We start from the raw sequence: 23,956 nt of genomic DNA, 5'->3' as shown, positions 1-23,956 counted from the left end.
GTGCAGGGGCGGCATGTGCCGCCCCCCGGAGGTTATTTGAGCTGATTCAGCCAGGCGTTGGATTCGAACCACTTCTTGTAGAGACGGTCGTAGCTGCCATCGCCCTTGATCTGGCGCAGGTAGTTGTTGAACCAGTTGAGGGTGTCCTGATCCCCTTTGCGGATGGCCCAAGCCAGCGGCTCGAAGGTGAACGGCTTGTCGAGGTGCACCACGGCGCCCTGATTCTGGGAGGCGAAAATAGCGTTGTAGGGCAGGTCATAGACGAACGCATCGACCTTGCCGTTGATCACTTCCAGCTTGGCGTCATCCTGGGTTTCAAACTGCAGCAGGGTGGCTTTGGGGATCAGGCGCTTGACTGCCTGCTCGCCGGTGGTGCCGAGCTTGACCGCGATCTTGTATTTCGGGTCGTTGAGGTCGGTGAAGGATTTGATTTCGCCCGCCTTCTCTTTGCGCAGGACGATGGTCTGGCCGACCACGATGTAAGGATCGGCAAAGTTGACCCGCAGGTTGCGCTGGGGAGTGACGGTCATGCCGCCCATGATGACGTCGAACTTGTTGGTCAGGAGTGCCGGAATGATGCCATCCCAGGCGGTGTTGACGAACTCGACCTTCACGCCCATCTCTTTGGCGACCATCTTGGCGAGATCCACATCAAAGCCGATGTATTGGCCCTGCTTGTTGGTCATCTCGAAGGGTTGATAGCCGGCGTCGAAGCCGACTCGCAGCACGCCGCGTTCGAGCACGGCATCCAGGGTGGACGTGGGGGCAGGTGTCGGGGCCGCCGTGGCGATCCCGCAAAACAGCAGGGTAGAAAGAATCAGTTTTTTGATCATAAGTGACGTCTCTGTCGGTGGTGTGTTCGGCCTTGAACCTGATCCCGTGCGACTCCGTGGCACAAGAGACTGCTGCATCCGGCAACAGGCAAGACAGGATGAATGTCTTGAGCGGGACAAAAGCCCCATATGAGATGCTATGAATAGTGGTTGAGTGAAAAATGTACCAAAAACAGATTGTGTCAGAAGACTCAACAGGTTAGAGACATTTATTGCTCATGGCTTCATTCATAAAATCACACGAAAACAACATATCTATCTAATTGAGTGGGTTCAAGCCCAAATTATCCCCAAGACATTTTGTTACAAAGCCAGGGCGCCGCTTGCGGCTCTTATTGTGCTATCGGGCTCCGTAAGAGGCTTTTTATGGGGCTGATACGAATACGCATTGGTGGGATATCACGCTCATTGCGCTGTTTGTCAGCAAACGAACGGGCTTTATTATGAAAACCATCAAGTCCCACTGGGTCTTGGCAAACGCTTCTCATATACTCAGTTACCCTCTCTGCATGGCTTTGGTATGGACGCCTCACTACTGCTTAAGCTGGATATTTTTACCTTGATGATCATGGCCTTGTGTGGCTATTGTCTCGGTTTCCTGACTCTTACCATCATTCGTGTTACCCACAACGATATTCCCGGTGTCGGGGTCTGGTGGTGGTCCAGTCTGTTTGCCATGCTGGGTCAGGCTGGATTTGCCAGCTTGCTGCTGACCCCCACCCCTTATGGCTCCTGGGTTGGCAATGTCTTCCTGATTTTTCATGTGTCGCTGCTGCTGGTTGCCCAGCGCTGTTTCTTCCGGCAATCGCCAGGCTGGCCTGCCTGCTGGGGATTCATCCTGCTGTTTGCCGCCATCATGACCTGGTCGGTCGCCATCGATGGCCGGATTGCTGTGCGGGTGATGATCAGCAGCGCCACCTTCCTCATGCTCAGTACGCTCATCATCTGGCAGCTCTGGCGTCACGGCCGACCCGATTATCAGGTGGCGGTCTGGGTGCTGATTGGCCTCAATCTGGTGCTGATTGCCATGACATTAATGCGGATGTTTACCGTGTGGGGCGAGGTGATCGAAAGCCCGTTCCAGCGTCAGTTGTTCAACGTGTTGCCCTATGTCTCCATGCTGGTGGGTAGCTCCATGCTTACCTTCGGGGTGCTGCTGCTCTGCAACCAGCACCGGGCGCTGGAGCTGCGCTATCAGGCCAGTCATGACCCGCTGACCGGCTTGTTCAATCGCCGTGGTTTTATGGAGCGTCTGGCCCGGGGACGCCCTGCACAACAGGGGGCGTTGGTGGTGCTCGATCTGGATGACTTCAAGCAGATCAACGATCGGCATGGTCATGAGGTGGGTGATCGGGTGCTGGAGCGGGTCGGGTTGGCACTGCGCGAGCTGGAGGGGGTATTGGCGGGCCGCTTTGGGGGTGAGGAGTTTGTGCTGCTGTTTCGCCATGTCGCCGCAGACGAGGCCATCGCCCGTTGCCAGTCACTGCTGGTTCAGCTTGCGGCCAGCGAGGTGGAGGGGATTCATATCACCGTCAGCATGGGTATTGCTTACTGGCAGGGGGAGTGGCACTTTGACAGCCTGTTCAGCCGTGCGGATGACGCTCTCTATCGGGCCAAGCGGGAAGGAAAGAACCGGGTCTGTCAGGCTGCCTGATGCAGGAATAGGTTCAGGAATAAAATCAGGGCGCGGTGATCCGCGCCCTGATTGTTTCTGTTTGCCGGATATAGCTCGTCAGATGCCGTCCATTACTCTGACGCAGCTTGAGCTGTTCTCGGTGCCTGCGCCTTGAGGAAGGGGAGCAGCAACAGGGCCGAGACGCCCGCTGCCACCGAGATCACCACGAAGAAGCCGTTCCAGTGCCAGATCTCCATCACCTTGGCCAGCGGATAGCCTGACAGCGCCGCCCCCATGTAGGCAAACAGGCCGACAAAGCCGGTGGCGGCCCCCGCCGAGTTTTTGTGGGAGCACTCCGCTGCCGCCATGCCGATCAGCATCTGGGGGCCGAACACGAAAAAGCCGATGGTGAAGAAGCAGGCCGCCTGCATCACGTAGCTGAAGAAGGGCATTAGCCAGAGCGATCCCACCGCCAGCAGGATCCCCACCGCAAAGATGAGGTTCATCGGGCCACGGTTGCCGTTGAACAGCTTGTCCGATCCCCAGCCCGCCACCAGGGCGCCGATAAAACCCCCTACCTCGAACATGGAGATGGCCGAGTTGGCGCTCATCAGATTGAAGCCGCGCTGCTCGGTCATGTAGAGGTTGCCCCAGTCGTTGATGGCGGTGCGCACCACATAGACCAGCACGTAACAGCAGGCCAGCAGCCAGATATAGGGGTTGCCGAGCACATATTTGCGCAGGATCTGGCGATGGGAGAGCCCCGCATCCTGAGTCTGCTGGGCCAGCTCCATGGCATCCTTGCGCCACTCGCCCACCGACGGCAGTCCCATGGCCGCCGGGGTATCCCGCAGCCGCCAGCAGAGCAGCAGACCGGCTGCAATGGCGATAAGGCCGGGCACTATCATGCCGTAGCGCCAGCCATGCTGCAGGGCCAGGGTGCTGACGATAAGGGGGATGAGCGCCCCGCCGGCGTTGTGGGCTGTGTTCCAGGCCGACCACCAGACGCCCCGCTCGCTGCGCGAATACCAGCTGGTGAGCAGTTTGGAGCAGGGTGGCCAACCCCAGCCCTGAAAGAAGGCGTTGGCCACCCAGAGGGCGGCAAACATCCAGAGAGCGGACGAGAGGCCGAACAGGATATTGATGACGCCGGTGGCCATCAGCCCGATCCCCATGAAGTAGCGCGGGTTGGCGCGGTCGCTGATGATGCCGGAGAAGAACTTGGAGCAGCCGTAGGTGATGTAGAACAGGGTCCAGAGCATGCCGATGTCTGACTTGTCCAGCATGTCGCTCGCCAGCATGTCCGGCATGGCGAAGTTGAAACTCTTGCGGGTGAAGTAGAAGACCGCATAGCCCAGATACATGGTCAGCAGCAGATGCAGCCGCCAGTGACGATAGGTGGCGTCGATCTCGGCCTGCTCGCGGATCGGCGGTTGCGCCGGTGCGCTTCTCATAAAGCTCAGCATGGGGCTCCTCCCTGATGAAGGGCGAGGTTACTCATGGCTCTCCTCCCGCTTGCGGCAGGGGAGATTGACCGTCAACTGGGTGCCGTGGACGCAGGAGAGCTGCAAGGTGCCTCCCAGCGCCTGCACCCGCTCGCGAATACCGAGCAGACCATAGCCCTGCGCCGCGCGGCTTTGCGGCAAGCCGCGACCATCATCCTCCAGCACCAGCTGCAGCTGTTCTTCACCGTGCCGCGTCCGGATTGTCACCGAGTGGGCGTTGGCATGCTTGACCACGTTGTTGAGCCCCTCCTGACAGACCCGAAACAGGGTGACCCGCTGGGCATCAGAGAGATCGCTGTCCGCCAGCTGCCACTCCAGCCGGGTGACGATGCCGTGGCGCTCCAGCTCCAGCTCTCTGAGCAGTGCCCGTACCGCTTGCTCCAGGGTCATGTCGTCGAGCTGGCGCGGGCGCAGGCGACCGAGCAGACCGCGCACCGCGTCGTAGATGCCAAGGGAGAGGGTATCGATCAGGGCGCTGCTCTGGCCCACACCCGCATTGTCGGGGGCGAGGCGGCGAACAATACCGGCCTGGGTACGAATGGCTGTGATGGTCTGGCCGATGTCGTCGTGCAGCTCGCGCGCCACCTCCTTGCGGATGCTCTCCTCGGTCTCCAGCAGCCGCTCGGTGAGTTGGCGATTGTGGGCAAGCTGGCGGGTCAGCGCCTGATTGAGCTCGCGCTGGCGCTGGATCCCGGCGCCCAGCAGCAGGCCGGTGAGACTCTGGGCCAGCAGGGAGAGCAGCAGATCGAGGGGGTGATCGTGCCAGGCCTGGCTCGCCAGCAGGGCGATGGTGTTCATCAGGGTTGCGAGCAGCGCCCCCTGCCAGCCGTAGCGCCACGCCATGGCGATGATAGGGATGGCCAGACAAAACGGGGTAAATCGCACCAGCGAGTTGGGCAGTCCCAGCTGAAGCCAGAGGCTCAGCACGAATAACAGCAGATACCAGACCAGATGGCGAAAGCGCCAGTCTACCGGCTGATCCACCAGTGCAGGACCGAGCGGCACCCAGGTGGCGCGGGTAAGGTAGTGCCAGATCAGCATGCAGGTGGAGGTGAGGGTGAGCCCGCCGGTGAGGGTGAGCAGCAGGGCCGAGAGGCCATCTTCTCCCGCCAGATGCCAGAGCAGGGATTGCAGCAGGGCTGCCACCGAGACGGTGGCGAGCAGCAACAGCAGTTGCTGCCAGTCGTTGCGCACCGGCTGGCGGCGGGCAATCAGCAGGGGGAGCAGGGTGAGCAGGCTGCCGGTCAGCAACCACTGCCAGTGGGGCAGCCCAACCTCCAGATTGATCCAGTAGAGCAGCCCCCCTTCACAGAGCAGCAGCGGCAGCCAGTAGCGACCGGGACTTTGCAACAGCAGGCCGAGACGCAGGCCGAAGGGGAACAGCAGCACCGCCAGTGCCGGGCCGCCCGCCAGATGCAGGCTGATGCTCCACAGGCAAAACCAGCCGGCGGCAAAGATGAAGCAGGCCGCCAGCGCGATGGCGACATAGCTGGCAAAACGGGAGATCACCAGCTATCCAGCATGCGGTGGGCCAGCTCGACGTTGTTGCTGACCTTGAGCTTGTCCATCAGGTTGGCGCGATGGACGTGAACCGTCTTGGGGGAGAGGCCAAGCTGCTCGGCGATGGCCTTCACCTCTAGCCCCTGTGCCAGCAACTGGGCAATCTCCCGCTCCCGATTGGTGAGGGGATCCCGGCTGCTGCTGGCCAGTTTCTGGGCGATGTCCGGCGTCAGATAACACCCCCCCTGGGCGGCGGTACGCACAGCGGCGATCAGCTCGTCCGGACTGCAGCGCTTGGAGAGAAATCCCTTGGCACCGGTTTGCAGCGCCTGCTCGATGAGGGCGGGGCTGTCGTGCACCGAGAGCATCACCACCGCAAGGCCGGAGGGGAGCTGCTTGAGCAGATCCAGCCCCGATTGGTCGGGCATCGAGATGTCGCAGACGCAGACGCGCGCCCCGCTGCCGGGCAGGCCGGCAAGGGCATCGCTGGCGGAGCCGAATTCGGCGACCACCTGCAGGTCGGGCTCCAGATTGAGCAGTTGGGCAAAACCGGATCGGACGATCTGGTGATCGTCGATAAGGGCAATTTTTATCATGATGTCAGCCTGAAATTCGGTGCGTCATGACCATGACGCGGCCAACAAGATACCTGCCCCTCGAGTCAGGCTCAAGCAGCAGCAGGAAAAGGGGCTAAAAACCGGGGAGCAAGGTGAACAAAGCTTGATCGGGATCAGCTGGCAAGGGCGAGCAAGCGGGCTGATCAACAGGGGATGACCAGCCCGTGGGACTCAGCGGTGCAGCTCGCCGGCGCGCTCCGGCTGATAGACCACTTCCAGAATTTCGACCTCGATGGTGCGACCGGCCGGGCCCGGCCAGGCGATGCTGTCGCCCACTTTCAGACCGAGCAGGGCGCTGCCCACCGGCGCCAGTACCGAGATATTGCTCTCGTCGCCCTTGGCATCGCGCGGGTAGACCAGGGTGAGGCAGAACTCGTTGCCGCTGCTCTGCATCTTGAAGCGTACCTTGCTGTTCATGGTGACCACGTCCGGCGGCATGTCGGCCGGTTCGCGGATCTCGGCGCGGTCCAGCTCCTCTTGCAGGGCGAGATGCTGCGGGTGGTTGCCGAGCAGTTGTTCGATACGGTCCAGATCAAGGCTGGAGATAACCAGATGAGGTTGTTTCATAAGATATTCCTTATCAATAGCGGATAGGCCCATACCGGCGGGTGCAGGTTGGCCATCACGCAAAGTGTTACAAAAATGGATTCAACAGGTTCAATCGATTGAAAATGCCATGCCCCCAAGCGACTCGCGGCCGAAGGAGCGAGGCGGGGGCTCAGCAGGGTGTGAGCAAATGCGAGGAAATAGCGAGTATTTTCATGGGGCTACCATAACCATTCTGGCCGGCCTTGGCAACCGTGATTGAGTGACTACTCAGGAGAGTGATAGTTGTACTGACGGATGATCCGCGTGAGCGAGCCATCACGGCGCATCTCGTCAATCACGGCTTGCCAGCGACGCCCTTCGGTGAAGGGAAAATCCTTGCTGGCCGCGATAAATAACTGGGTACGCATCAAGGATTCGCCTTTTACTATCTCATCGATGGAAAATCCGCCCGTCTGCTGGTTGTAGAGGATGACGTTCCAGGCTGCGACCCAGGCATCGATGCGTCCTCGTTGCAGTTTGAGAGCATTGAGGTCTTCGGTGGCGACGGTTTGGCTGGCGAGATTCAGCCTCTGCTTGAGCAGATACTGGCCGAAGGAGTGACGCAAGGTGCCCACCTTGAGTGAAGGAAGCGCGTTTATCATGAGCGGGGTAGGATGCTTGTGGCGATTGCTGACAATGAGGAACTCTTCATCAAGGATGGGGGAAACCCAGTAGTAGAGATGCTCCCGTTGAGAGCTGCGTACTGGCGGTATCAGCAGTACATCCTTGCGATGGGCGGTTTGGGTGAGGGCTCGGGCCAGCGGCATCAGCTCGATGGTGAGCGGCTCTTTGAGGCGCCGGGCGGCCTCCTCCATGATCTCGATGGCGACACCGCTTGGTTTGCCGTGAGAGGAGCGAATGACGTAAGGGGGCAGCTCGGCCGCCACCAGCACAATAGCCTGGGCACCGGTGTTCACCAGCAACAACAGCAGGGTTAAAAAGGGCAGGCAGAGAGCGCGCATCAAGGTCGTGAGCCAGAGTCGAATATGCAGAGTGTAACATTCCTGCCTGCGTTGTCGTTGTGCCCGCTGAGGGGTTGGGATCTCAGTCGAAGAAATCCCGCAGATCGCGCACTTCGTAATCAGCGAGTTGCTGCCAGGGGAGCTGAGCAGGCAGCTTGCGCAGGGTCACCTCCATCCGGTAGCTGCGATAGCCATCGAGACTGGCCGATTCGACCACCAGCGGGATCTGCCACTGACTCGACCAGAGAATGCGGGTTCGTTGCTGCCCTTCTCGCTTTTCATACCAGCGGGCCTGCTCGGGGGCGGCCTCATCCAGCGGTGTCATCCCCTCGATCAGCGCGGGGTTGACGAGATGGCGGATCCGCAGCCAGTCGGGCTTGAAGGCCACCTGGCCATACTCTTCCACCGGCACCTCAACCAGCTGGTTGTGCCAGCTGTCGGCATAGCGTAGCTGCAGCTCACCCTCATCACTGCGGCTGACCCAGCGGGCCGCCATCTGGTGGGTAAAGTGCTTGTGGCCGGGGGTGGCGTCGTGAGTGGCGTGATAGGCTCGGGCAAGGGGGAGGGGAATGAGCCGCTGGCTCCACACCTGATTGCCCACCCGCAGCCACTTCTCTTGCCAGACACTCTCTCTGGCGATGCCATCGCTGCCGGTGTTCCGGTCGTGATAGCTGATCCGGGCGGCGAGATCCGGGGGCGTGTCGTCAGCATGCAGGGGGAAGGCGAGGGTGCTGCCAAGCAGCCATAACGAAAGCAAAAGTCGCATCATCATCTGTCGCTCGAAAGAGCCGGGGCCCGGGCCGCTGAGTCAATTGCTCAGATGCACCCGGGCCCCTGCTGCTTACAGGCCGAGCGCCTCCCGCAGTTTGCCAAACACCTTGGTGTTATCCAGTGTGCCTTTGAAGCGGTTGCTGCCGGCGCCATCGGCAAACAGCATCACATCGCCGCCGCCATGGGTTTCCGATGTCAGTTTGACGCCGGTCTCCTGCAGGTAATCATTGGCCATCACCTGATCGCTGGTGAGGACGGGGCGTACATCGGGACGGTTGGGGCCGTTACCGAACACCAGAGTGGTGAAGGGTTTGCCATCTACGTCGTTCTGGGTCGAGCCATCGCCATTTTTCACCAGATCCAGCACCGGATTGCCCTTGGCGGAGTAGCCGTTAATGGTCATGGTGTGGTCATGGTCGGCGGTGACCACGATCAGGGTATTGCTGAGATCCACTTTACCCAGCGCCGTCTTGACCGCCTCATCCAGTGCCACTGCGTCGGTGAGCGAGCGCTTGGCATTGGTGCCGTGCAGGGCGTGATCGATACGGCCACCCTCTACCATCAGGAAGTAACCATGACTGTTCTTGCTCAGCAGGTCGATCGCCTTGGCGGTCATTTCGGAGAGGGACGGCTGGGTATTGGCAGCCCCCTTGGCGACCCGATCCAGCTCGTAGTCGAGGTGGGATTTGCTGCTGAACAGACCGAGCACCTTGCCGCTGGTGACCTTGGCCAGTTCACTTTGGGTGGTGACATAGCTGTATCCCTGCGCCTTCATCTCGGCGGTCAGGTCGCGGTTGTCATTGCGACCGCCCTTGTTGCTGGCGCTGTAGGGGGTCCAGTGGTTGGCACCACCGCCCATCAGCACATCGACCCCATCCCCCAGCGCCTGGTTGAAACCAGCGCCCCCCGGGACGGCCTGTGCGGCGATGTCATAAGCGGCATCCCGATGGCAGATGTGGGCGTAGGTAGCCGCCGGGGTCGCGTGGGTCAGCTCAGTAGTGGTGACGGCCCCGACCGATTTGCCTGCCGCCTTGGCCAGCTCCAGGATGGTGGGCACCGGCTTGCCATTATCGCTGCTGCAATTGTTGACGGTTTTGTTGCCATTGACGTCTTTGCCGGGGGCGACGGCTTTGGTGTCGCTGCTCATGGCGATCACCTCGTTGTTCATCTTGACCCCGGTGGTGTAGGCCGCCATGGAGGGGGCCGAGTCGGTGGTCTGGGCATCGTTGGAGAAGGTCTTGATGCGGGCACTGCGCGGCAGTTTCATCATCTCCAGATTGCCCTCTTCTCCCACCTTGAACAGGCGGGTGGCGGTGAGCACGGTAGGCCCCATGCCATCACCGATAAAGAGAATGACGTTTTTGGCATCACCGGCCTGTGCCTGGGAGGTTGCGCCCAGTGCACTGAACAGGGCGGCGCAGACCAGCGTGTGCTTGATGGATGTGTTCATCTGTTTGCTCATGAAAGTGCTCCTTACAGCTTGGCCGCAGCCTTGATCTTGCCGAACACGGCGGTGTTGTCGAGTGAGCCATGGAAGCTGTCAGCCCCCTTGCCGATGGCGCCGAGGAAGACATCTGTGCCGCCGTGGGTCTCGTTGCCGATCTCGCCCACCTTGACCACCACTTCCTGGTGGTAGTCATTGGCGGAGACGGTGGCATCGTCGAGCGGGGCGACGCTGCTGCGCGGGCCATCCACCCGGTTGTAGCCGTTGCCAAAACCTATGATGGTGTAGGGCATGCCCTCGCTATCCTTGCTTGGCTCGCCAGTCTCGTAGTTCTTCACCAGCCCGAGTACGCCGGGGTTGTCGGCGGTGGTCTTGCCGGTGCGCTTGGCATAGCCGTTGAGCACGAGCGTATGGTCGTGGTCGGCGGTAACCACGATCAGGGTGTTTTTCAGCTCGGGGTCGCTCTTTTTCACCTCGTCGATGGCGGCCTTGATGGCGTTGTCGAAGGCGATGGTGTCCTGCAGCGCCCGCTTGGCGTTGGTGTCGTGCAGGGCGTGGTCGATGCGACCCCCTTCCACCATCAGGAAGTAACCCTTCTCCTTACCCTTGAGCTGCTTGATAGCGGCCAGGGTCATCTGGGCCAGTGACGGCTCGCTGGCGGGGCGGTCTAGGTCATATTTCATGTGGCTCGAACCAAACAGGCCCAGCAGCGGCTTACCCGCATCGGCCTTGTTCAGCTCATCCAGATTGCTGGCAAACTGGTAGCCCTTGGCCTGCATTTCGCTGATGAGGTTGCGGCCATCCTCCCGCTTGCCCTTGTCAGCTTTGGGCAGGAAGAAACTGCTGCCGCCACCGAGCACCACATCCAGCCCCTCCTTGAGGGCGCTGTTGTAGCCTTTGCCGCCCGGTACCAGCTGGACGGCGATATCCGCTTCCAGATCCCGGTTGCAGATATGGGCATAGGTAGCTGCCGGGGTGGCGTGGGTCACCCGGGTGCTGGTTACCACGCCGGTACCGCGGCCATCGGCTTTGGCCAGCTCCAGCAGGGTAGTCACCGGCTTGCCGGCGCTCTTGCTGCAGTCGCTCTCATAGGTGGCGTCGCCGTCCATGCTGATGACGCCGTTGTTGCTCTTGACCCCGGTCATGTAGGCCGCCATGGAGGGGGCCGAGTCAGTGACCTGGGCATCGTGGGAGAAGGTCTTGATAAAGGCCGTCTCTGGCAGGGTATCGATGGTGAGATCACCCTCTTCGCCGACACCGTAGATGCGGGCCGCCGTCAGGGTGTTGAGGCCCATGCCGTCACCGAGGAAGAAGATGACGTTGGTGGGTTGGGCTGCGGGCTTGGTCGCCACCGTGTCATTGTCTGATTTGCAGCCGGCAGCCAGGGCGGCGCCGATCATCACTGCAAGTCCTGCCATTTTTCTCATTGGGGTTCGCTCCTTGTAAAACCTGAGCGCAGCCTAGAGGGGGCAGATGACACTTTTACTGACTATCGGTGACGGTTGTGTGAACAAATGATAAGAATGTTACATTATATCAATGTGTTATCTGTCAATTGAGCCAGTTGGTCCGGTCGCTTCCGGCAAGGTCGCTCCGCCTCGGCGGTTTGCTGATTTGATGAGGTGATGGTTAGAATGACCTGTCAAAAGAGGCCCGCAGCAGGTAAAATGCGCCCCCTTCGTTCGATGCCCGCGGCAGAGCGCCTGTTGTTCCATGCGCCCGCCCGCAGCCCCCACAGAGAGTAACGGATATGTCCATCAACTGGTTCCCCGGTCACATGCACAAGGCCCGCAAAGAGATTGCCGAGGTCATGCCCCAGGTCGATGTGATCATCGAGATGCTCGATGCCCGCATCCCCTTCTCCAGCGAAAACCCGCTGGTGCCCGAGCTGCGTGGTGATACCCCTGTGATCAAGGTGCTGAACAAGGCGGACCTGGCCGATCCGGCGATCACCGATCTGTGGGTGGCGCACATGGAAAAAGAGAAGGGGATCAAGGCGCTGCCGCTGACGCAACAAGAGCCGGAGAAGATCAAGCAACTGCTGACTCTCTGCCACGAGATGCTGCCGGAGCGCAATTTTGAGCTGCGCGGCGTGCGGGCGATGATCATGGGGATCCCCAACGTGGGCAAGTCCACTCTGATCAATACCCTGGCGGGGCGCATCATCGCCCGTACCGGCAACGAGGCGGGGGTGACCAAGTCCCAGCAGCGGATCAAGCTGGATAACAACGTTATCCTGACCGATACCCCGGGTTTCCTCTGGCCCAAGCTCAACCCGCCCTCCTGCGGTTATCGTCTGGCCATCACTGCGGCCATCAAGGACACGGTTTTCGACTATGCCGATATCGCCATGTTTGCCGCCGATTACTTCATCAAGGCCTATCCGGAGCGGATCAAGGCGCGCTACCAGATTGACGAGTTGCCCGAGACCGAGATCGAGCTGCTGGAGATGATCGCCCGCCAGCGGGCGTTTATGCGCAAAGGGGGGCTGGCCGACCTGCACAAGGCGTCCGAGATCCTGATCAACGAGTTCCGCTCCGGCTTGCTTGGCCGCATCTCGTTGGAGACGCCGGAGATGGTGAGCGTCGAGATTGTCGAAGCCGCCGCAGAAGCCGAGCAAAAAGCCAAAGAGAAGGCCGAGCGGGAAGAGGAGCGTCAGGCCCGCGCCCGCCGCAAGTACGCCCGCAAGCGTCAGAAATAGTTATCCTCAGGCGTCCCGAGCTTGCCTGACAACGAGCGAGCTTGTGTGACCGAGATGACGGAACACGAAGAGGCGACCCCAGGGGTCGCCTCTTCTGTTTTATCTAGAGAAATCTCCTCCCACTCTGATGGCGTGTCCGCGCCATATAAAGCCATGCCATCAGCCAAAACGATGGCGCGCCGTCTCAAACAGCGACATATGAAGCGGGATCAGCTGTCGCCAGTCGCGGCGATAGCCGCCACCGGGCACCGCCGCGATGGGCAACCCATGCTTGATTGCACAGCCAAATACCATGGCATCGCGCAGGCGAACCCCTGCATCGCTCAAGGAGAGATAACCAAGCTCGTCGGCATGATGCACATCGACGCCCGCCTGATAGAGGATGAGATCCGGCGAATAGAGCCGCAGTGCCAGCGAGAGTGCCTGTTGCAGTGTGGTGAGATAGGCATCGTCCGTCATGCCGCTTGGCAGCGGAAAGTCGAGGTGAGAGGCGGCTTTGTGATGGGGAAAGTTGTGCTCCCCATGAAGGGATAGGGTGATGATATCGCGCCGTCCGGCGCACAGGGCTGCACTGCCATCTCCTTGATGCACATCGAGATCGACGATCAGCACCTGTTCGCAGCGCCCCTCGTCGAGGCAAGCCTGCGCCGCAATCACCAGATCGTTGAACAGGCAAAAACCGCTGCCGTGATCGCGATGGGCGTGGTGATAGCCGCCGGAGATCTGCAAGCCGCATCCCTGCTCAAGAGCATGGCGGCTGGCGGCAACGGTGGCACCCACCGAGCGCAAGGTGCGCTCTATCAGAATGGGTGACCAGGGAAAACCGATCTTGCGGATGGCGCGATCTTCCAGCTGGCCGCTCAGGGCCGCCGCGACATAATCAGCATCGTGAATGCGACAGATTTGCTCCCGGGTGGCCGACGGCGCTTCGCCAAGGGGGTAACCCTGCACCTGCAAGCGCTCAAACAGCCCCTGATACTTGGCCAGCGGGAAGCGATGGCGTTCGGGCAGGGCCAGGGAGGAGTAGAGGGGGTGATAGAAAATATGCAGTGACATCAGGGCATTGTTCCATCGATGCAGAGATGAACCTGGATATGAAAAAGGGGAGCCAAGCTCCCCTTGTCATTCCCGACGGGTCAGGATGATGTTTCCGGATTACTGCTGCTGGATAACCCAGATCTGGAAGGCTTTGCGGGTTTCCGCATCGGCCTTGTTGTACCAGTTTTGCAGTTGGGTCAGGGCTTCCGGATTGCTTTGCGCCTTGCTGGGCGCGGCTTGGGCCGGTGCGCTGGCGGCAGCCATCACGGCAGCAGAGGAGACGGCAACGGTTTTGGGCTGGTTGAAAGCTTTGCCCATGTTGATCAGCTCTTGCTGATAGTCACGGGTCAGCTGGAAGCCCTCTACTTTCGGCATTACGAACTGTTCACTGCTCACTTGCTGTCCTGTGACCTTGTCTTTCAGCGCCACTTTCTGATCTTTCAGGAACTGTTTGGCTTCTGCTTCATTGCGGGGCTTTTTATAGTCCAGCACCAGCTGCTGATTGTCGGCTGCAGTGAAGTTCAGCACCAGCGGCTCGGCGGTCACCAGCTTGATTTCGTTACGGCTGGAGTAGTTGCCTTCAAAGGCGACGACCAACTGGTGCTTGCCGGCAGAGAGGGGGAAGGTGCTGGTTTTGTCGAGCAGCTGGGGGTTGATGGATTGGCCATCAATCAACTGCACGATGTAAGGGGTGGATACTTCCAGTTTGGCATCAGCCAAGGCGCTACCGGCCCACAACAGACCAGCCAGCGCCGGTACCAGAACAGTCAGTTTCATTTCATCTCCTTGAACAGTCAGGCGATTGCCCACTGAAAACAGGGGCTCATTTTTACAGGTTTGGTCTACTGCGGCAATGGCTCTTTCTGGAGGTGTATGTTCGTGCAGTTGTCAGTTCATTTATCAATAACGGCATGCTTATTTATTCGATCCGCCGTGTAAACGGGGGGAGGGCATCAAGTAACCCCTTGCCATAACGTTTGGTCAGCAGACGCCGGTCAAGAATGGTGACTCGCCCCCGATCGGCCTCTTTGCGGATGAGGCGGCCACAGGCCTGGATCAGTTTGCGCGATGCCTCCGGCACCGTCAGTTGCAGAAAGGGGTTGCCTCCTCGCTGCTCCACCCACTCGGCGGTAGCCTCCTCGACCGGCGAGTTGGGCACCGCAAAGGGGAGTTTGGTGATCACCAGATTGGTGAGGTAGTGACCCGGCAGATCCAGCCCCTCCGAGAAGCTGCCGGTACCAAACAGGATGCTGGCTTGACCGCCATCGCATTTCTGCTTGTGCAGGGTGAGCAGGGCATTGCGGGAGGCTTCCCCCTGCACCAGCAGTGACAGTCCCTTGGCTCGCAAGCCAACGGCCACCTCATTCATCTGGCGGTAGGAGGAGAAGAGCACCAGACTCGCCTCCTTGCCCGCCAGAATACGTGGCAGCACGCTGATGAGTTCATTGGTAAAGGCTGGTGAGTTGGGTTCGTGCTCCATCTTGGGCAGATAGAGCTCGGCTTTCTGGTAGTCAAAGGGGGAGCGCAGGCGCAGATAGCGGGTACCGTCGTGCTCCTTGAGCCCCACCTGATGGCGAAAATAACTAAAGGAAGAGAGTGCTGTGAGGGTCGCGGAGACCAGTACGGCTCCCAGACATTTCGACCAGAGCCACTCCTCCAGCAGATAGCCCACCTCTATCGGTGAAGCGTGCAGCCAGATATCGCCGTCATCGCTCTTGGCCATCCAGCGGGCGAGCGGGGTTTTGCCGGTCGGCACATGGCGCCCCAGCATCTCCCAGAGGGCGCAGAAACTCTCCAGCCGCTGCAGATGAAAACCGCTCTCTGCCAACAGGGGTTCGGCCTCCTTGCGGCGGATCTCGCCATCTTTCAGCGCTTCACCTATGGCCCCTTGCATCCGATCCAGCGCTCGCAGCGCCTTCTTGCTCGACTCCTTGAGATTCTCCGCCAGCATGGGCAGGGGATCCGGCAATACCCCTTCGACGAAGCGGTAGTGGGGTTCCGTGCCAAACAGCCGATCGTTGGCGCTGAGCCACTGCTCGACCGCCTTCAGATCAGGCTGGATGGTGGCCAGTGCATCCTGCAGTTTGAGTTGGGGGTCGAGCAGGCTCTCCTTATTAAGAGTCCGCGCCAGCTTGCCTGCACTTTGTACCAGCTTCTCCAGCCAGCGACGCGAGCCTTTGACGCTGGCCGACGCTGCGCCGTGATCCCGGGCGATGGTGGGCAGGTGATGGGCCTCATCCAGCACATAGATGCACTCATCAGGGGGCGGCAGAATGATGCCGCCGCCCATGGTGAGATCGGAGAGCAGTAGCGCATGGTTGACGACCAGCACATCGGCGCTCTCCATGTCGTTGCGGGCGCGATGAAAGGGGCAGTGCTGGTGATGGCTCAGCGCCTTGTTGCAGGTGTGGCGGTCTGCGGCGATGCGATCCCAGCAAGTGTCGGGAATGGGCTCCGGCCAGTTGTCCCGATCCCCGTCCCACTTGCCATTGGTGTAGGCCTGCCACAGCGCCTGGTAGCGATCCTTGTCGCTGTCCGATGGTTTGGATTTGCTCAAACTGCCAAAGTCGAGCTCGAAGTTGGCCATCTCGGCGCCACTGGCTGCCTGCTCCAGCAGATGCTCGCAACAGTAGCGTTGACGCCCCTTGACCAGCATAAAGCGAAACGGAAGCTCGCTGTGGCGGTGGTAAAAAGGAAGGTCTTTGTGGATCAGCTGCTCTTGCAGGGCCACTGTGGCGGTGGAGATCACCAGCTTCTTCTGGGTGAGTCGCGCCACCGGAATGGCGCCCTGCGCATAGGAGAGGGATTTGCCGATACCGGTACCCGCTTCGGCAACCAGAATACGGCGTTGTTTGTCGTACTCGCCGGTCAGGGTTTTGGCTATCTCGGCCACCAGAAAGTTCTGCTCTTTGCGCGGCACAAAACCGGGTAATCCATCCGAAATCTGGCGATAGGTTTGACGAATGGTTGCTTTGAGGCGAGTAGAGAGCATGAAGAGAAGGCCAGTTAGGGGTTAATCGAAGGACAAGGATACCCGCAACCCCTCGGTGAGGTCGAGGCAACAGCCATTATCACGGAGTTTTACGCTGATCAGACCACTTTGGTTGTTTATCAGGTAGTTAGCGTCATTTGCATGCAAAATAGACTATTTGAGTCCAAATAATCAGCAGGATTCATTGTAAACGTTTTCCTTTTACCTTGCCGTCAGGTGAGACTTGGCTCACATTTTTGCCTCCATGACTATGGTTTCCGTAAAAAGTTCCAAGTTTTTTCATTGCGGTTCAAAAAATCCGGTGCTAGTCTCGGCGGCATAGTGATGCAAAGAACATCGCTAACACAGGGAATAACAACAACTTAGTGTTTAATTACAGTAGGCATTGGAAACTATGAAAAAGACAATTCTGGCTATTGCCATTCCGGCTCTGTTTGCATCCGCCGCTAACGCCGCGGTGATCTATGACAAAGACGGTACCACTTTCGACGTATACGGCCGTGTACAGGCTAACTACTACGGTGAGCACGATGATACCGATGGCGAGCTGATTGGTTCTTCCCGTCTGGGCTGGTCCGGTAAAGTTGCTCTGAACAACACCTGGTCCGGTATCGCCAAGACCGAGTGGCAAGTTGCTGCTGAAAACTCCGACAAGGGCAGTGACGGTAAGTCTAGCAAGTTCGATGCTCGTCATATCTATGCAGGCTTTGACGGCACCCAGTACGGTAAAATCATCTTCGGTCAGACCGACACTGCTTTCTACGACGTACTCGAGCCGACCGATATTTTCAACGAGTGGGGCGATGCGGGTAACTTCTATGACGGTCGTCAGGAAGGCCAGGTTATCTACTCCAACACCTTCGGTGGTTTCAAAGGTAAAGTTTCCTACCAAACCAATGACGACGTAGCGGTCAAGATCACTGACGTTGGTCAGAAGGTCAAAGAAGATGCCATCTTTGGTTCCGACGTTAAGCGTAAGAAAGCTTATGCCGTTGCCGCCGGTTACGATTTTGACTTCGGCCTGGGCTTCAACGCCGGTTATGCCTACTCCGACCTGCAAAACAAAGTTAACGGTCAGACTGGTAAGAAAGACGAGTGGGCTATTGGCGCGCACTACGCTATCAATGGCTTCTATTTTGCCGGTGTTTACACTGAAGGCGAAGTGAAGAACAAGAGCCTGGGTCTGAAAGATGACGGCCGTGGTTACGAGCTGGCTGCTTCTTACAACGTAGATGCTTGGACCTTCCTGGCTGGTTACAACTTCAAAGAAGGCAAGGCCAACGCTCAAGCTGCCGGTTCTACTTACAAGGATCTGGTTGACGAGACCCTGCTGGGTGTTCAGTACGCTTTCACTCCGAAGCTGAAAGCTTACACCGAGTACAAGATCCAGGGTATCGAGAAGCATGACGACGAGTGGACTGTTGCTCTGCAGTACAACTTCTAATAAGTTGAACAAGAGTAATATCCAGGCTTGAGTCTTTGACCAGGCTACAAATGGCCGAGATAATTTCTCGGCCATTTTCTTTTTTGGCGACAGCGGATTGGCGCCATGATAAATCGCCGGATTGCTGTGTTAAGTGATCTTTGGCAAACCATTTGTCTCGGTTAATCTCTCCTGCTTCCTGCTTCCTGCTTCCTGCTTCCTGCTTCCTGCTTCCTGCTTCCTGCTTCCTGTTTATCTCTTTGATGGGGAGTACACCGTTCTCCTTTGCGTCGTACAGCCTTGCTCGCAGCAGTTTGGTTTGACCGTTAGAGTCTGGCAGCCCTTGCAAGGGGCGGTGCTATTTGCGCGGATTGCGTGGATATTGAGGGGGCATACTTGCTGGATGTGAGGCAGCGCCAGGGGAGGGTATTGAGGCCAGTCAGCTGTGGGGGCTCGACGTAGGGCCGAGCGTGACTGACGTCAGTGTTTAAATCGGTAACAAATAAAATGGGAAGATGCCCAGGCATCTTCCCATTCTGGCGATATGAGGTAGCTGCTTTTGCAGGATCAGCCGTGTTGGCGGCGGTCGTTGGCCTGGGCCAGTAGCATGCGGCTTTCACGCAGGAACTGGTCGGCATGCTCGCCGAAGAAACCGGAGACTTGCGAGAAGGCATCGATGAAACCGTCTCTGTCCCCTCGTTCCAGCAGCCCCAGCGCTTCGCCGAAGTTTTGGTAGTAGCGACGGATCATCGCCAGATTCTGCGGTGACGACAAAATGATGTCGGCATAGAGGTGGGGATCCTGAGCGAACAGCCGCCCCACCATGGCGAGCTCCAGCCGGTAGATGGGGGAGCTCAAACTCAGCAGGCGATCCAGATTGGCCTGCTCCCGGGAGAGGTGCCAGCCATAGGCAAAGGTGGCGAAGTGACGCAGTGCCTGAATGAGGGTCATCGCCTCATCGTGGGCCTTGGCTTCTACCTGTTGCAAGCGGGCGCCCCAGATGGTCATCTGATCCAGCAGCCATTGGCTGGCGGCGGGGTCACGACCCTGGCAGCAGACGATCACCTGCTTGGCGAGACTCGCCACATCCGGCCCGAACATGGGGTGCAGTCCCAGTACCGGCCCTTGGTGCACCGCCAGCATATGTTCGAGCGGCGCCGCTTTCACGCTGGTGACATCGACCAGCAGGCAGTGGGCGGGCAGGTTGCCGAGGCGGTCGATGATCTGGCAGGTGATATCGATGGGCACCGCCACCATCACCAGACCGGCTCCGGCGAGGATTTCGTCAGCGCGCGGCCAGTCGGCTTGTTCCAGCGTCTCGACCCGATAGCCTGAGAGGCTGAACATATGGCCGAACAAGCGGCCAAGCTGGCCCTGACCGCCGATGATGACCACCTTGCCAAGATCCGGCTTTATGCATTTGAAGCCGGTATCTTTCTCGCTGGCATAAGATTCACGCATCACCCGGCGCAGCACGTCTTCGATGAGATCGCCGGGCACCCCCAACTGCTCAGCCTCGGCGCGGCGGCGGGCCAGCATGCTCGCTTCCCGATCCGGTGCATAGATGGGCAGGCCGTGGCGGCTCTTTACCTCACCCACTTCTCCCACCAGGGCCAGACGGGCGGCCAGCAGATCGATCAGCTGCTTGTCCACCGCATCTATCTTGTCCCTGAGTACATTCAACTCTTCAGCCATATCCAGTCCCTGCTGGCGCCGCGAGCGGCGCCCTGAAAATCAAGATGCAACAAGGTATCACGGCATGAGCGGCCAGATGCCACCTGCGGTGATACCCAGATTGTTCAATAGGTTACGACAAGATACCACGGCTTACCGTGCAGTTCTGCCCTTGAGGGGGTCAGCCAGCTGGTTGTGGCAGCGGGCGAGCAGGGTAGCGGTGGTGTCCCAGTCGATGCAGGCATCTGTGATGGAGACCCCGTAGCGCATCTGCTCCTTGGGCTGCTCGCTGGACTGGTTTCCCTCGAACAGGTTGGATTCGAGCATCACCCCGATGATGGAGCGGTTGCCCTCCTGGATCTGGTGGATGACGTTGTCGGCCACCTTGGGCTGCAAACGGTGATCCTTGCTGGAGTTGCCGTGGCTGCAATCCACCACAAGGCTCGGCAGCAGGCCCGCTTTCTCCAGCGCCTCTTCCGCCAGCGACACGTTGACCGAGTCATAGTTGGGATGTTTGCCGCCGCGCAGGATCACGTGGCCATCCGGGTTGCCCTGGGTCTGCAGCAGCGCAACCTGGCCCTGCTGGTTGATCCCCATAAAGGCGTGAGGGGAGGAGGCCGCCTGCAGCGCATTGATGGCAGTCCCCAGGTTGCCGTCGGTGCCGTTCTTGAAGCCGACCGGCATGGAGAGGCCGGACGCCATCTCCCTGTGGGTCTGGGATTCGGTGGTGCGGGCGCCGATGGCTGACCAGGAGAAGAGCTCCGCCAGGTATTGCGGGCTGATGGGGTCGAGCGCTTCGGTGGCCAGCGGCAACTCCAGCTCCGCCAGCCAGCAGAGCAGCTCGCGGGCACGGTGCAGCCCCAGCTCCACATCGAAGGTGCCATCCAGATTGGGGTCGTTGATAAAGCCTTTCCAGCCGACCGTGGTGCGCGGTTTCTCAAAGTAGACCCGCATGACAATGTAGAGAGAGTCCTGGTAGGCATCATGCAGCGCTTTGAGTCTGGTTGCGTACTCTTTGGCGGCGTCCATATCGTGGATGGAGCAGGGACCACAGATCACCAACAGCCGGTGATCGCGGCGGTGAATGATGTCGGCGATGGTATTGCGGGCCCCTTGCACGAATGCCAGCGCCTTGTCGGAGATGGGTAACTTCTCCTTGAGCTGGGCAGGCGTGATCATCACTTGTTCGGACTGGATATGGATGTTGTTCAGGGGGTCTCTTTGCATGATTTCATTCTCTCTACTGTATTAAGCCAAAAGCGATTGTACCCATATATTTACACTGGTACCTGCTTTGTTACGCAACCGCCCTCACCTTACCAAGGAAAAACAAACAATCAAGTGAAACTAGTGGGTTTACCACTAAAAAGTCAGATAAAGGAGCTGCTATATAGCGCGAACAGGAATAATACAGAGGGTTTTTCGGAGGGTTAATGGTTTTTGTGTAATTTAATTTTTACGATTTGAGGGCGTGAAGGCTGCGTTGCGCAGCTGTTAACCCACAGTAAATGGTATCTCTGGGAGACTGCAACGCGATGGCAGTGATGGTGTGAGGTGGCTATCTGGTCAGCCATAGAAAGAGGGAGCCATAATGGCTCCCTTTGCGGTAGGAAGGGGGATCCCGTCTGGCTGCGGATCAGCGCTTTTGTTTTCCCTGCAGCTCTTTGTTCAGGCGAGTGAGCATCCCCTGGGTGACCAGCACTATGCCCTGCTCGGAGCGGTGGAAGCGACGTGCATCTTCATCGGCGTTTTCACCTATCACTGTGCCTTCCGGCAGTTTGCACCCCTTGTCGATCACCACCCGGCGCAGTCGGCAACCGGCACCAATCTCCACACCCGGGAAGATAACGGCCTGATCCAGAGTGCAGAAGGAGTCGACCCGCACATTGGTAAAGAGCACCGAACTCAGGATGAAAGAGCCACTGACGATGGTGCCCCCGGCAAACATGGAGTTGATGGTCATGCCGTGCTGGCCGTTTCGGTCCTGCACGAACTTGGCGGGAGGAGTCATGTTCTGACTGGTCCAGATGGGCCAGTCCTGATCGTAGATATCCAGCTCAGGCGTGACGGAAGCGAGATCCATATTGGCCTCCCAGAAGGAGTCCACGGTGCCCACATCGCGCCAGTAGGGGCGGCGATCCGGACAGCAGCCGACACAGGACATGCCAAACGGGTGAGCGAATGCGGTGCCCTCTTTCACCACGCGGGGGATCACGTCCATGCCGAAATCGTGATGGGACTGCTCGTTGGCAATGTCCTCTTCCAGCAACTGATAGAGATACTCGGCATCGAAGATATAGACGCCCATTGAGGCCAGCGCGGTGTCGGCCTTGCCCGGCATGGCGGGCGGGTTAGCAGGCTTTTCGACGAAGGCATTGATCTTGCGATCATCATCCACCGCCATTACCCCGAAGGCGCTTGCTTCACTGCGTGGCACCTCGATGCAGGCAACGGTCACCTTGGCGCCCATATTGACGTGGTCGAGCAGCATGGCGGCGTAATCCATCTTGTAGATGTGATCGCCTGCCAGCACCACCACATATTTGGGGGCGTGATCGCGGATGATATCCAGATTCTGGTAGACCGCATCGGCGGTACCCCGATACCAGTTCACCTCATCCACCCGCTGCTGGGCAGGGAGCAGATCGATAAACTCGTTCATCTGGTAGCGCAGGAAAGACCAGCCCGATTGGAGATGGCGCAACAGGCTGTGGGATTTGTACTGGGTCACGACACCGACCCGACGGATGCCGGAGTTGATGCAGTTGGAGAGCACGAAATCGATGATGCGGAATTTGCCGCCGAAATGAACGGCAGGTTTTGCACGGTTGTCGGTTAACTGTTTGAGGCGACTACCCCGCCCTCCTGCGAGTACCAAAGCCATGGTCTCGTTCAGCAACTGTCTGGATTTTGCTGTATTGGCAGGTTGTAACAACATCTCATATCCCTTTGTAGATAAATCACTACAATGTTGCCTCCTTTGAGCCCTCAAGAAAGTGCTTTCAGTCACATTTTATGGTTTCCGACGTAATAAAATGACCTTTTTGTTATTAAAAATGACGGGTTGATCCGTCATTGCTTTCAATATGGTCAGTTGTCAATTGAGGCGAGCCGAGCAACAAAAGGGGCGGTGAGAGACCGAGAGGAGGAATGGGAAAAAGCCCCTGCCAATGGTTGGCAGGAGCCCGGTTTGTTGAGGCCCGGTGAGCCGGGCCTGGTTAACAAGGTTCAGGCTGCGTTGGCCAGTGGCTCCTCGCTCTTCTTCTGGTAGGCCTGCGGGGTGAGGCCCAGCAGCTCCTGTACGGTCGAGGCGACGGTGATGGAGGAGACGGTGCCCACCAGGATCCCGGCAAACAGGGTGAAGGAGAAGCCGTAGAGGGCGTCACCGCCAAACAGCAACAGAGCGCCCACGGTAAACAGGGTGGTGCCCGAAGTGATCATGGTGCGACTGAAGGTCGCCTTGATGGCCACATCGGAGCACTCGTGGATCCCCATCTGGGTACGCGAGCTCAGCAGATCCCGCAACCTGTCCGAGATGACGATGCTGTCGTTGAGGGAGTAGCCGATCACCGCCATCAAACCGGCGATGATGTTCAGATCGAATTCGATCTGAAAGAGTGACAGCAGCCCCAGCGCTACGATGGCGTCATGGACCACCGAGAGCAGGATGCCGATGGCCTGACGCCACTCGAAGCGAAACGCCAGATAGGCCGACATCGCCAGCGAAGCCACCAACACCGCTAGCATCCCCTGCTGGAACAGCTCGGCACCCACCTGAGGACCGACGATGGTGGTGCGCAGCAACTCGACCGGCATCCCCAACTGCTGGGTCAGCATGGTGGCGAGATCCGCCGCGGGCCAGGGCAGTTCGTGGGGGGGCAGCTTGATCAGCCACTCGCCGGGAATTCCGGCCGAGCTCAGCTCAACGGCTCCCGCCAGCGGGGAAACCAGCATGGCATTGAGCTCATGGGCCTCTTTCAGGGTCTGGATATGAAACTCCAGCAGGATCCCGCCGGTAAAATCGAGCCCCAGTGTCAGGCCGTTCACCAGCAAGATGGCGACGCTGGCCACGGTCAGCAGGATGGAAGCCCACAGGCCGATATAACGCCAACGGGTCAGCCCCATGGCAACGATCATTCTCAACATAATTCTCTCCTTGGCCAGCCAGCATCAGGCTGTTGGCCCATCACGACGTGTCGCGACACGCCGGGAAATAGTGTTCTGCTTTGGCCGCTCCGGCCATATCCATGGCCGATGGCGCAACCAAAGCCGCTCATCAGAGGGATTGCTGTC

General features: G+C 59.0%; 19 protein-coding genes. 3 read left to right on the top strand and 16 right to left on the bottom strand.

What is annotated here, in order from left to right; genetic code table 11:
• Nucleotides 1-32: 32 nt before the first annotated feature.
• Entirely contained in the window at nucleotides 33-833 is an 801-nt protein-coding gene (locus G5332_RS14570; RefSeq protein WP_005334079.1) for a transporter substrate-binding domain-containing protein, read from the bottom strand.
• Nucleotides 834-1,353: 520 nt separating this feature from the next.
• On the opposite strand from G5332_RS14570, the gene G5332_RS14565 reads away from it, so the two are divergent.
• Entirely contained in the window at nucleotides 1,354-2,487 is a 1,134-nt protein-coding gene (locus tag G5332_RS14565; protein ID WP_227340823.1) for a GGDEF domain-containing protein, read from the top strand.
• A gap of 92 nt (nucleotides 2,488-2,579) precedes the next feature.
• Here G5332_RS14565 and G5332_RS14560 read toward each other — a convergent pair whose 3' ends face one another.
• From G5332_RS14560 to G5332_RS14525, 8 genes are all read right to left on the bottom strand, one after another.
• On the bottom strand, nucleotides 2,580-3,914 hold the full coding sequence (locus G5332_RS14560; protein WP_421204673.1) for an MFS transporter: 1,335 nt from the start codon (nucleotides 3,912-3,914) through the stop codon (nucleotides 2,580-2,582).
• 27 nt (nucleotides 3,915-3,941) lie between these two features.
• Nucleotides 3,942-5,462: a signal transduction histidine-protein kinase/phosphatase UhpB gene (uhpB, locus tag G5332_RS14555; protein WP_227340821.1), complete on the bottom strand. Its 1,521-nt coding sequence runs from the start codon at nucleotides 5,460-5,462 to the stop codon at nucleotides 3,942-3,944.
• Complete coding sequence (uhpA, locus tag G5332_RS14550; protein ID WP_005334071.1) at nucleotides 5,459-6,049, bottom strand: transcriptional regulator UhpA; 591 nt, start codon at nucleotides 6,047-6,049, stop codon at nucleotides 5,459-5,461. Before uhpA ends, uhpB begins: the two co-directional genes overlap by 4 nt.
• 192 nt (nucleotides 6,050-6,241) lie before the next feature.
• The gene (gene rnk, locus G5332_RS14545) at nucleotides 6,242-6,637 is read right to left on the bottom strand and encodes a nucleoside diphosphate kinase regulator (protein WP_005334070.1); all 396 of its coding nucleotides are present in this window, start codon (nucleotides 6,635-6,637) and stop codon (nucleotides 6,242-6,244) included.
• Nucleotides 6,638-6,882: 245 nt separating this feature from the next.
• Entirely contained in the window at nucleotides 6,883-7,620 is a 738-nt protein-coding gene (locus G5332_RS14540) for a substrate-binding periplasmic protein (RefSeq protein WP_421249177.1), read from the bottom strand.
• Between the two features lie 82 nt (nucleotides 7,621-7,702).
• On the bottom strand, nucleotides 7,703-8,389 hold the full coding sequence (locus G5332_RS14535) for a hypothetical protein (protein WP_201906334.1): 687 nt from the start codon (nucleotides 8,387-8,389) through the stop codon (nucleotides 7,703-7,705).
• A 72-nt stretch (nucleotides 8,390-8,461) separates the two neighbouring features.
• Nucleotides 8,462-9,853, bottom strand: a complete 1,392-nt coding sequence (locus G5332_RS14530) for an alkaline phosphatase (protein ID WP_421311307.1) — start codon at nucleotides 9,851-9,853, stop codon at nucleotides 8,462-8,464.
• Between the two features lie 11 nt (nucleotides 9,854-9,864).
• Entirely contained in the window at nucleotides 9,865-11,262 is a 1,398-nt protein-coding gene (locus tag G5332_RS14525; RefSeq protein ID WP_005334065.1) for an alkaline phosphatase, read from the bottom strand.
• Nucleotides 11,263-11,585: 323 nt separating this feature from the next.
• Between G5332_RS14525 and ylqF the strand changes: the two genes are divergently transcribed.
• Nucleotides 11,586-12,536, top strand: coding sequence for a ribosome biogenesis GTPase YlqF (ylqF, locus tag G5332_RS14520; protein ID WP_005334061.1), 951 nt, complete (start codon nucleotides 11,586-11,588; stop codon nucleotides 12,534-12,536).
• A gap of 159 nt (nucleotides 12,537-12,695) precedes the next feature.
• Here ylqF and G5332_RS14515 read toward each other — a convergent pair whose 3' ends face one another.
• The 3 genes from G5332_RS14515 to dinG all read right to left on the bottom strand — a co-directional run bounded on the left by G5332_RS14515 (nucleotide 12,696) and on the right by dinG (nucleotide 16,566).
• Complete coding sequence (locus G5332_RS14515; RefSeq protein WP_227340820.1) at nucleotides 12,696-13,592, bottom strand: histone deacetylase; 897 nt, start codon at nucleotides 13,590-13,592, stop codon at nucleotides 12,696-12,698.
• A 99-nt stretch (nucleotides 13,593-13,691) separates the two neighbouring features.
• Complete coding sequence (locus G5332_RS14510; RefSeq protein ID WP_216954052.1) at nucleotides 13,692-14,351, bottom strand: DUF2057 domain-containing protein; 660 nt, start codon at nucleotides 14,349-14,351, stop codon at nucleotides 13,692-13,694.
• A gap of 142 nt (nucleotides 14,352-14,493) precedes the next feature.
• On the bottom strand, nucleotides 14,494-16,566 hold the full coding sequence (dinG, locus tag G5332_RS14505) for an ATP-dependent DNA helicase DinG (RefSeq protein ID WP_421173160.1): 2,073 nt from the start codon (nucleotides 16,564-16,566) through the stop codon (nucleotides 14,494-14,496).
• Between the two features lie 394 nt (nucleotides 16,567-16,960).
• Between dinG and G5332_RS14500 the strand changes: the two genes are divergently transcribed.
• Nucleotides 16,961-18,010 carry a porin gene (locus G5332_RS14500; protein ID WP_088869706.1) on the top strand — a complete coding sequence of 350 codons (1,050 nt, stop codon included), beginning with the start codon at nucleotides 16,961-16,963 and terminating at the stop codon, nucleotides 18,008-18,010.
• 546 nt (nucleotides 18,011-18,556) lie between these two features.
• Here the strand turns inward: G5332_RS14500 and tyrA are convergent.
• The 4 genes from tyrA to secF all read right to left on the bottom strand — a co-directional run bounded on the left by tyrA (nucleotide 18,557) and on the right by secF (nucleotide 23,809).
• On the bottom strand, nucleotides 18,557-19,684 hold the full coding sequence (gene tyrA / locus G5332_RS14495; protein ID WP_005334049.1) for a bifunctional chorismate mutase/prephenate dehydrogenase: 1,128 nt from the start codon (nucleotides 19,682-19,684) through the stop codon (nucleotides 18,557-18,559).
• A 132-nt stretch (nucleotides 19,685-19,816) separates the two neighbouring features.
• Complete coding sequence (locus G5332_RS14490) at nucleotides 19,817-20,890, bottom strand: 3-deoxy-7-phosphoheptulonate synthase (protein WP_021231016.1); 1,074 nt, start codon at nucleotides 20,888-20,890, stop codon at nucleotides 19,817-19,819.
• A 409-nt stretch (nucleotides 20,891-21,299) separates the two neighbouring features.
• Nucleotides 21,300-22,601, bottom strand: coding sequence for a glucose-1-phosphate adenylyltransferase (gene glgC, locus G5332_RS14485; protein ID WP_005334047.1), 1,302 nt, complete (start codon nucleotides 22,599-22,601; stop codon nucleotides 21,300-21,302).
• Nucleotides 22,602-22,891: 290 nt separating this feature from the next.
• Nucleotides 22,892-23,809 (bottom strand): protein translocase subunit SecF, encoded by a 918-nt coding sequence (gene secF / locus G5332_RS14480; RefSeq protein WP_005334046.1) that lies wholly within the window; start codon nucleotides 23,807-23,809, stop codon nucleotides 22,892-22,894.
• Nucleotides 23,810-23,956: the final 147 nt, after the last annotated feature.

This window comes from Aeromonas sp. 603757 (assembly GCF_049171255.1).
Taxonomy (GTDB): domain Bacteria; phylum Pseudomonadota; class Gammaproteobacteria; order Enterobacterales; family Aeromonadaceae; genus Aeromonas; species Aeromonas veronii_A.
This window is presented reverse-complemented; position numbering and strand designations above follow the sequence as displayed.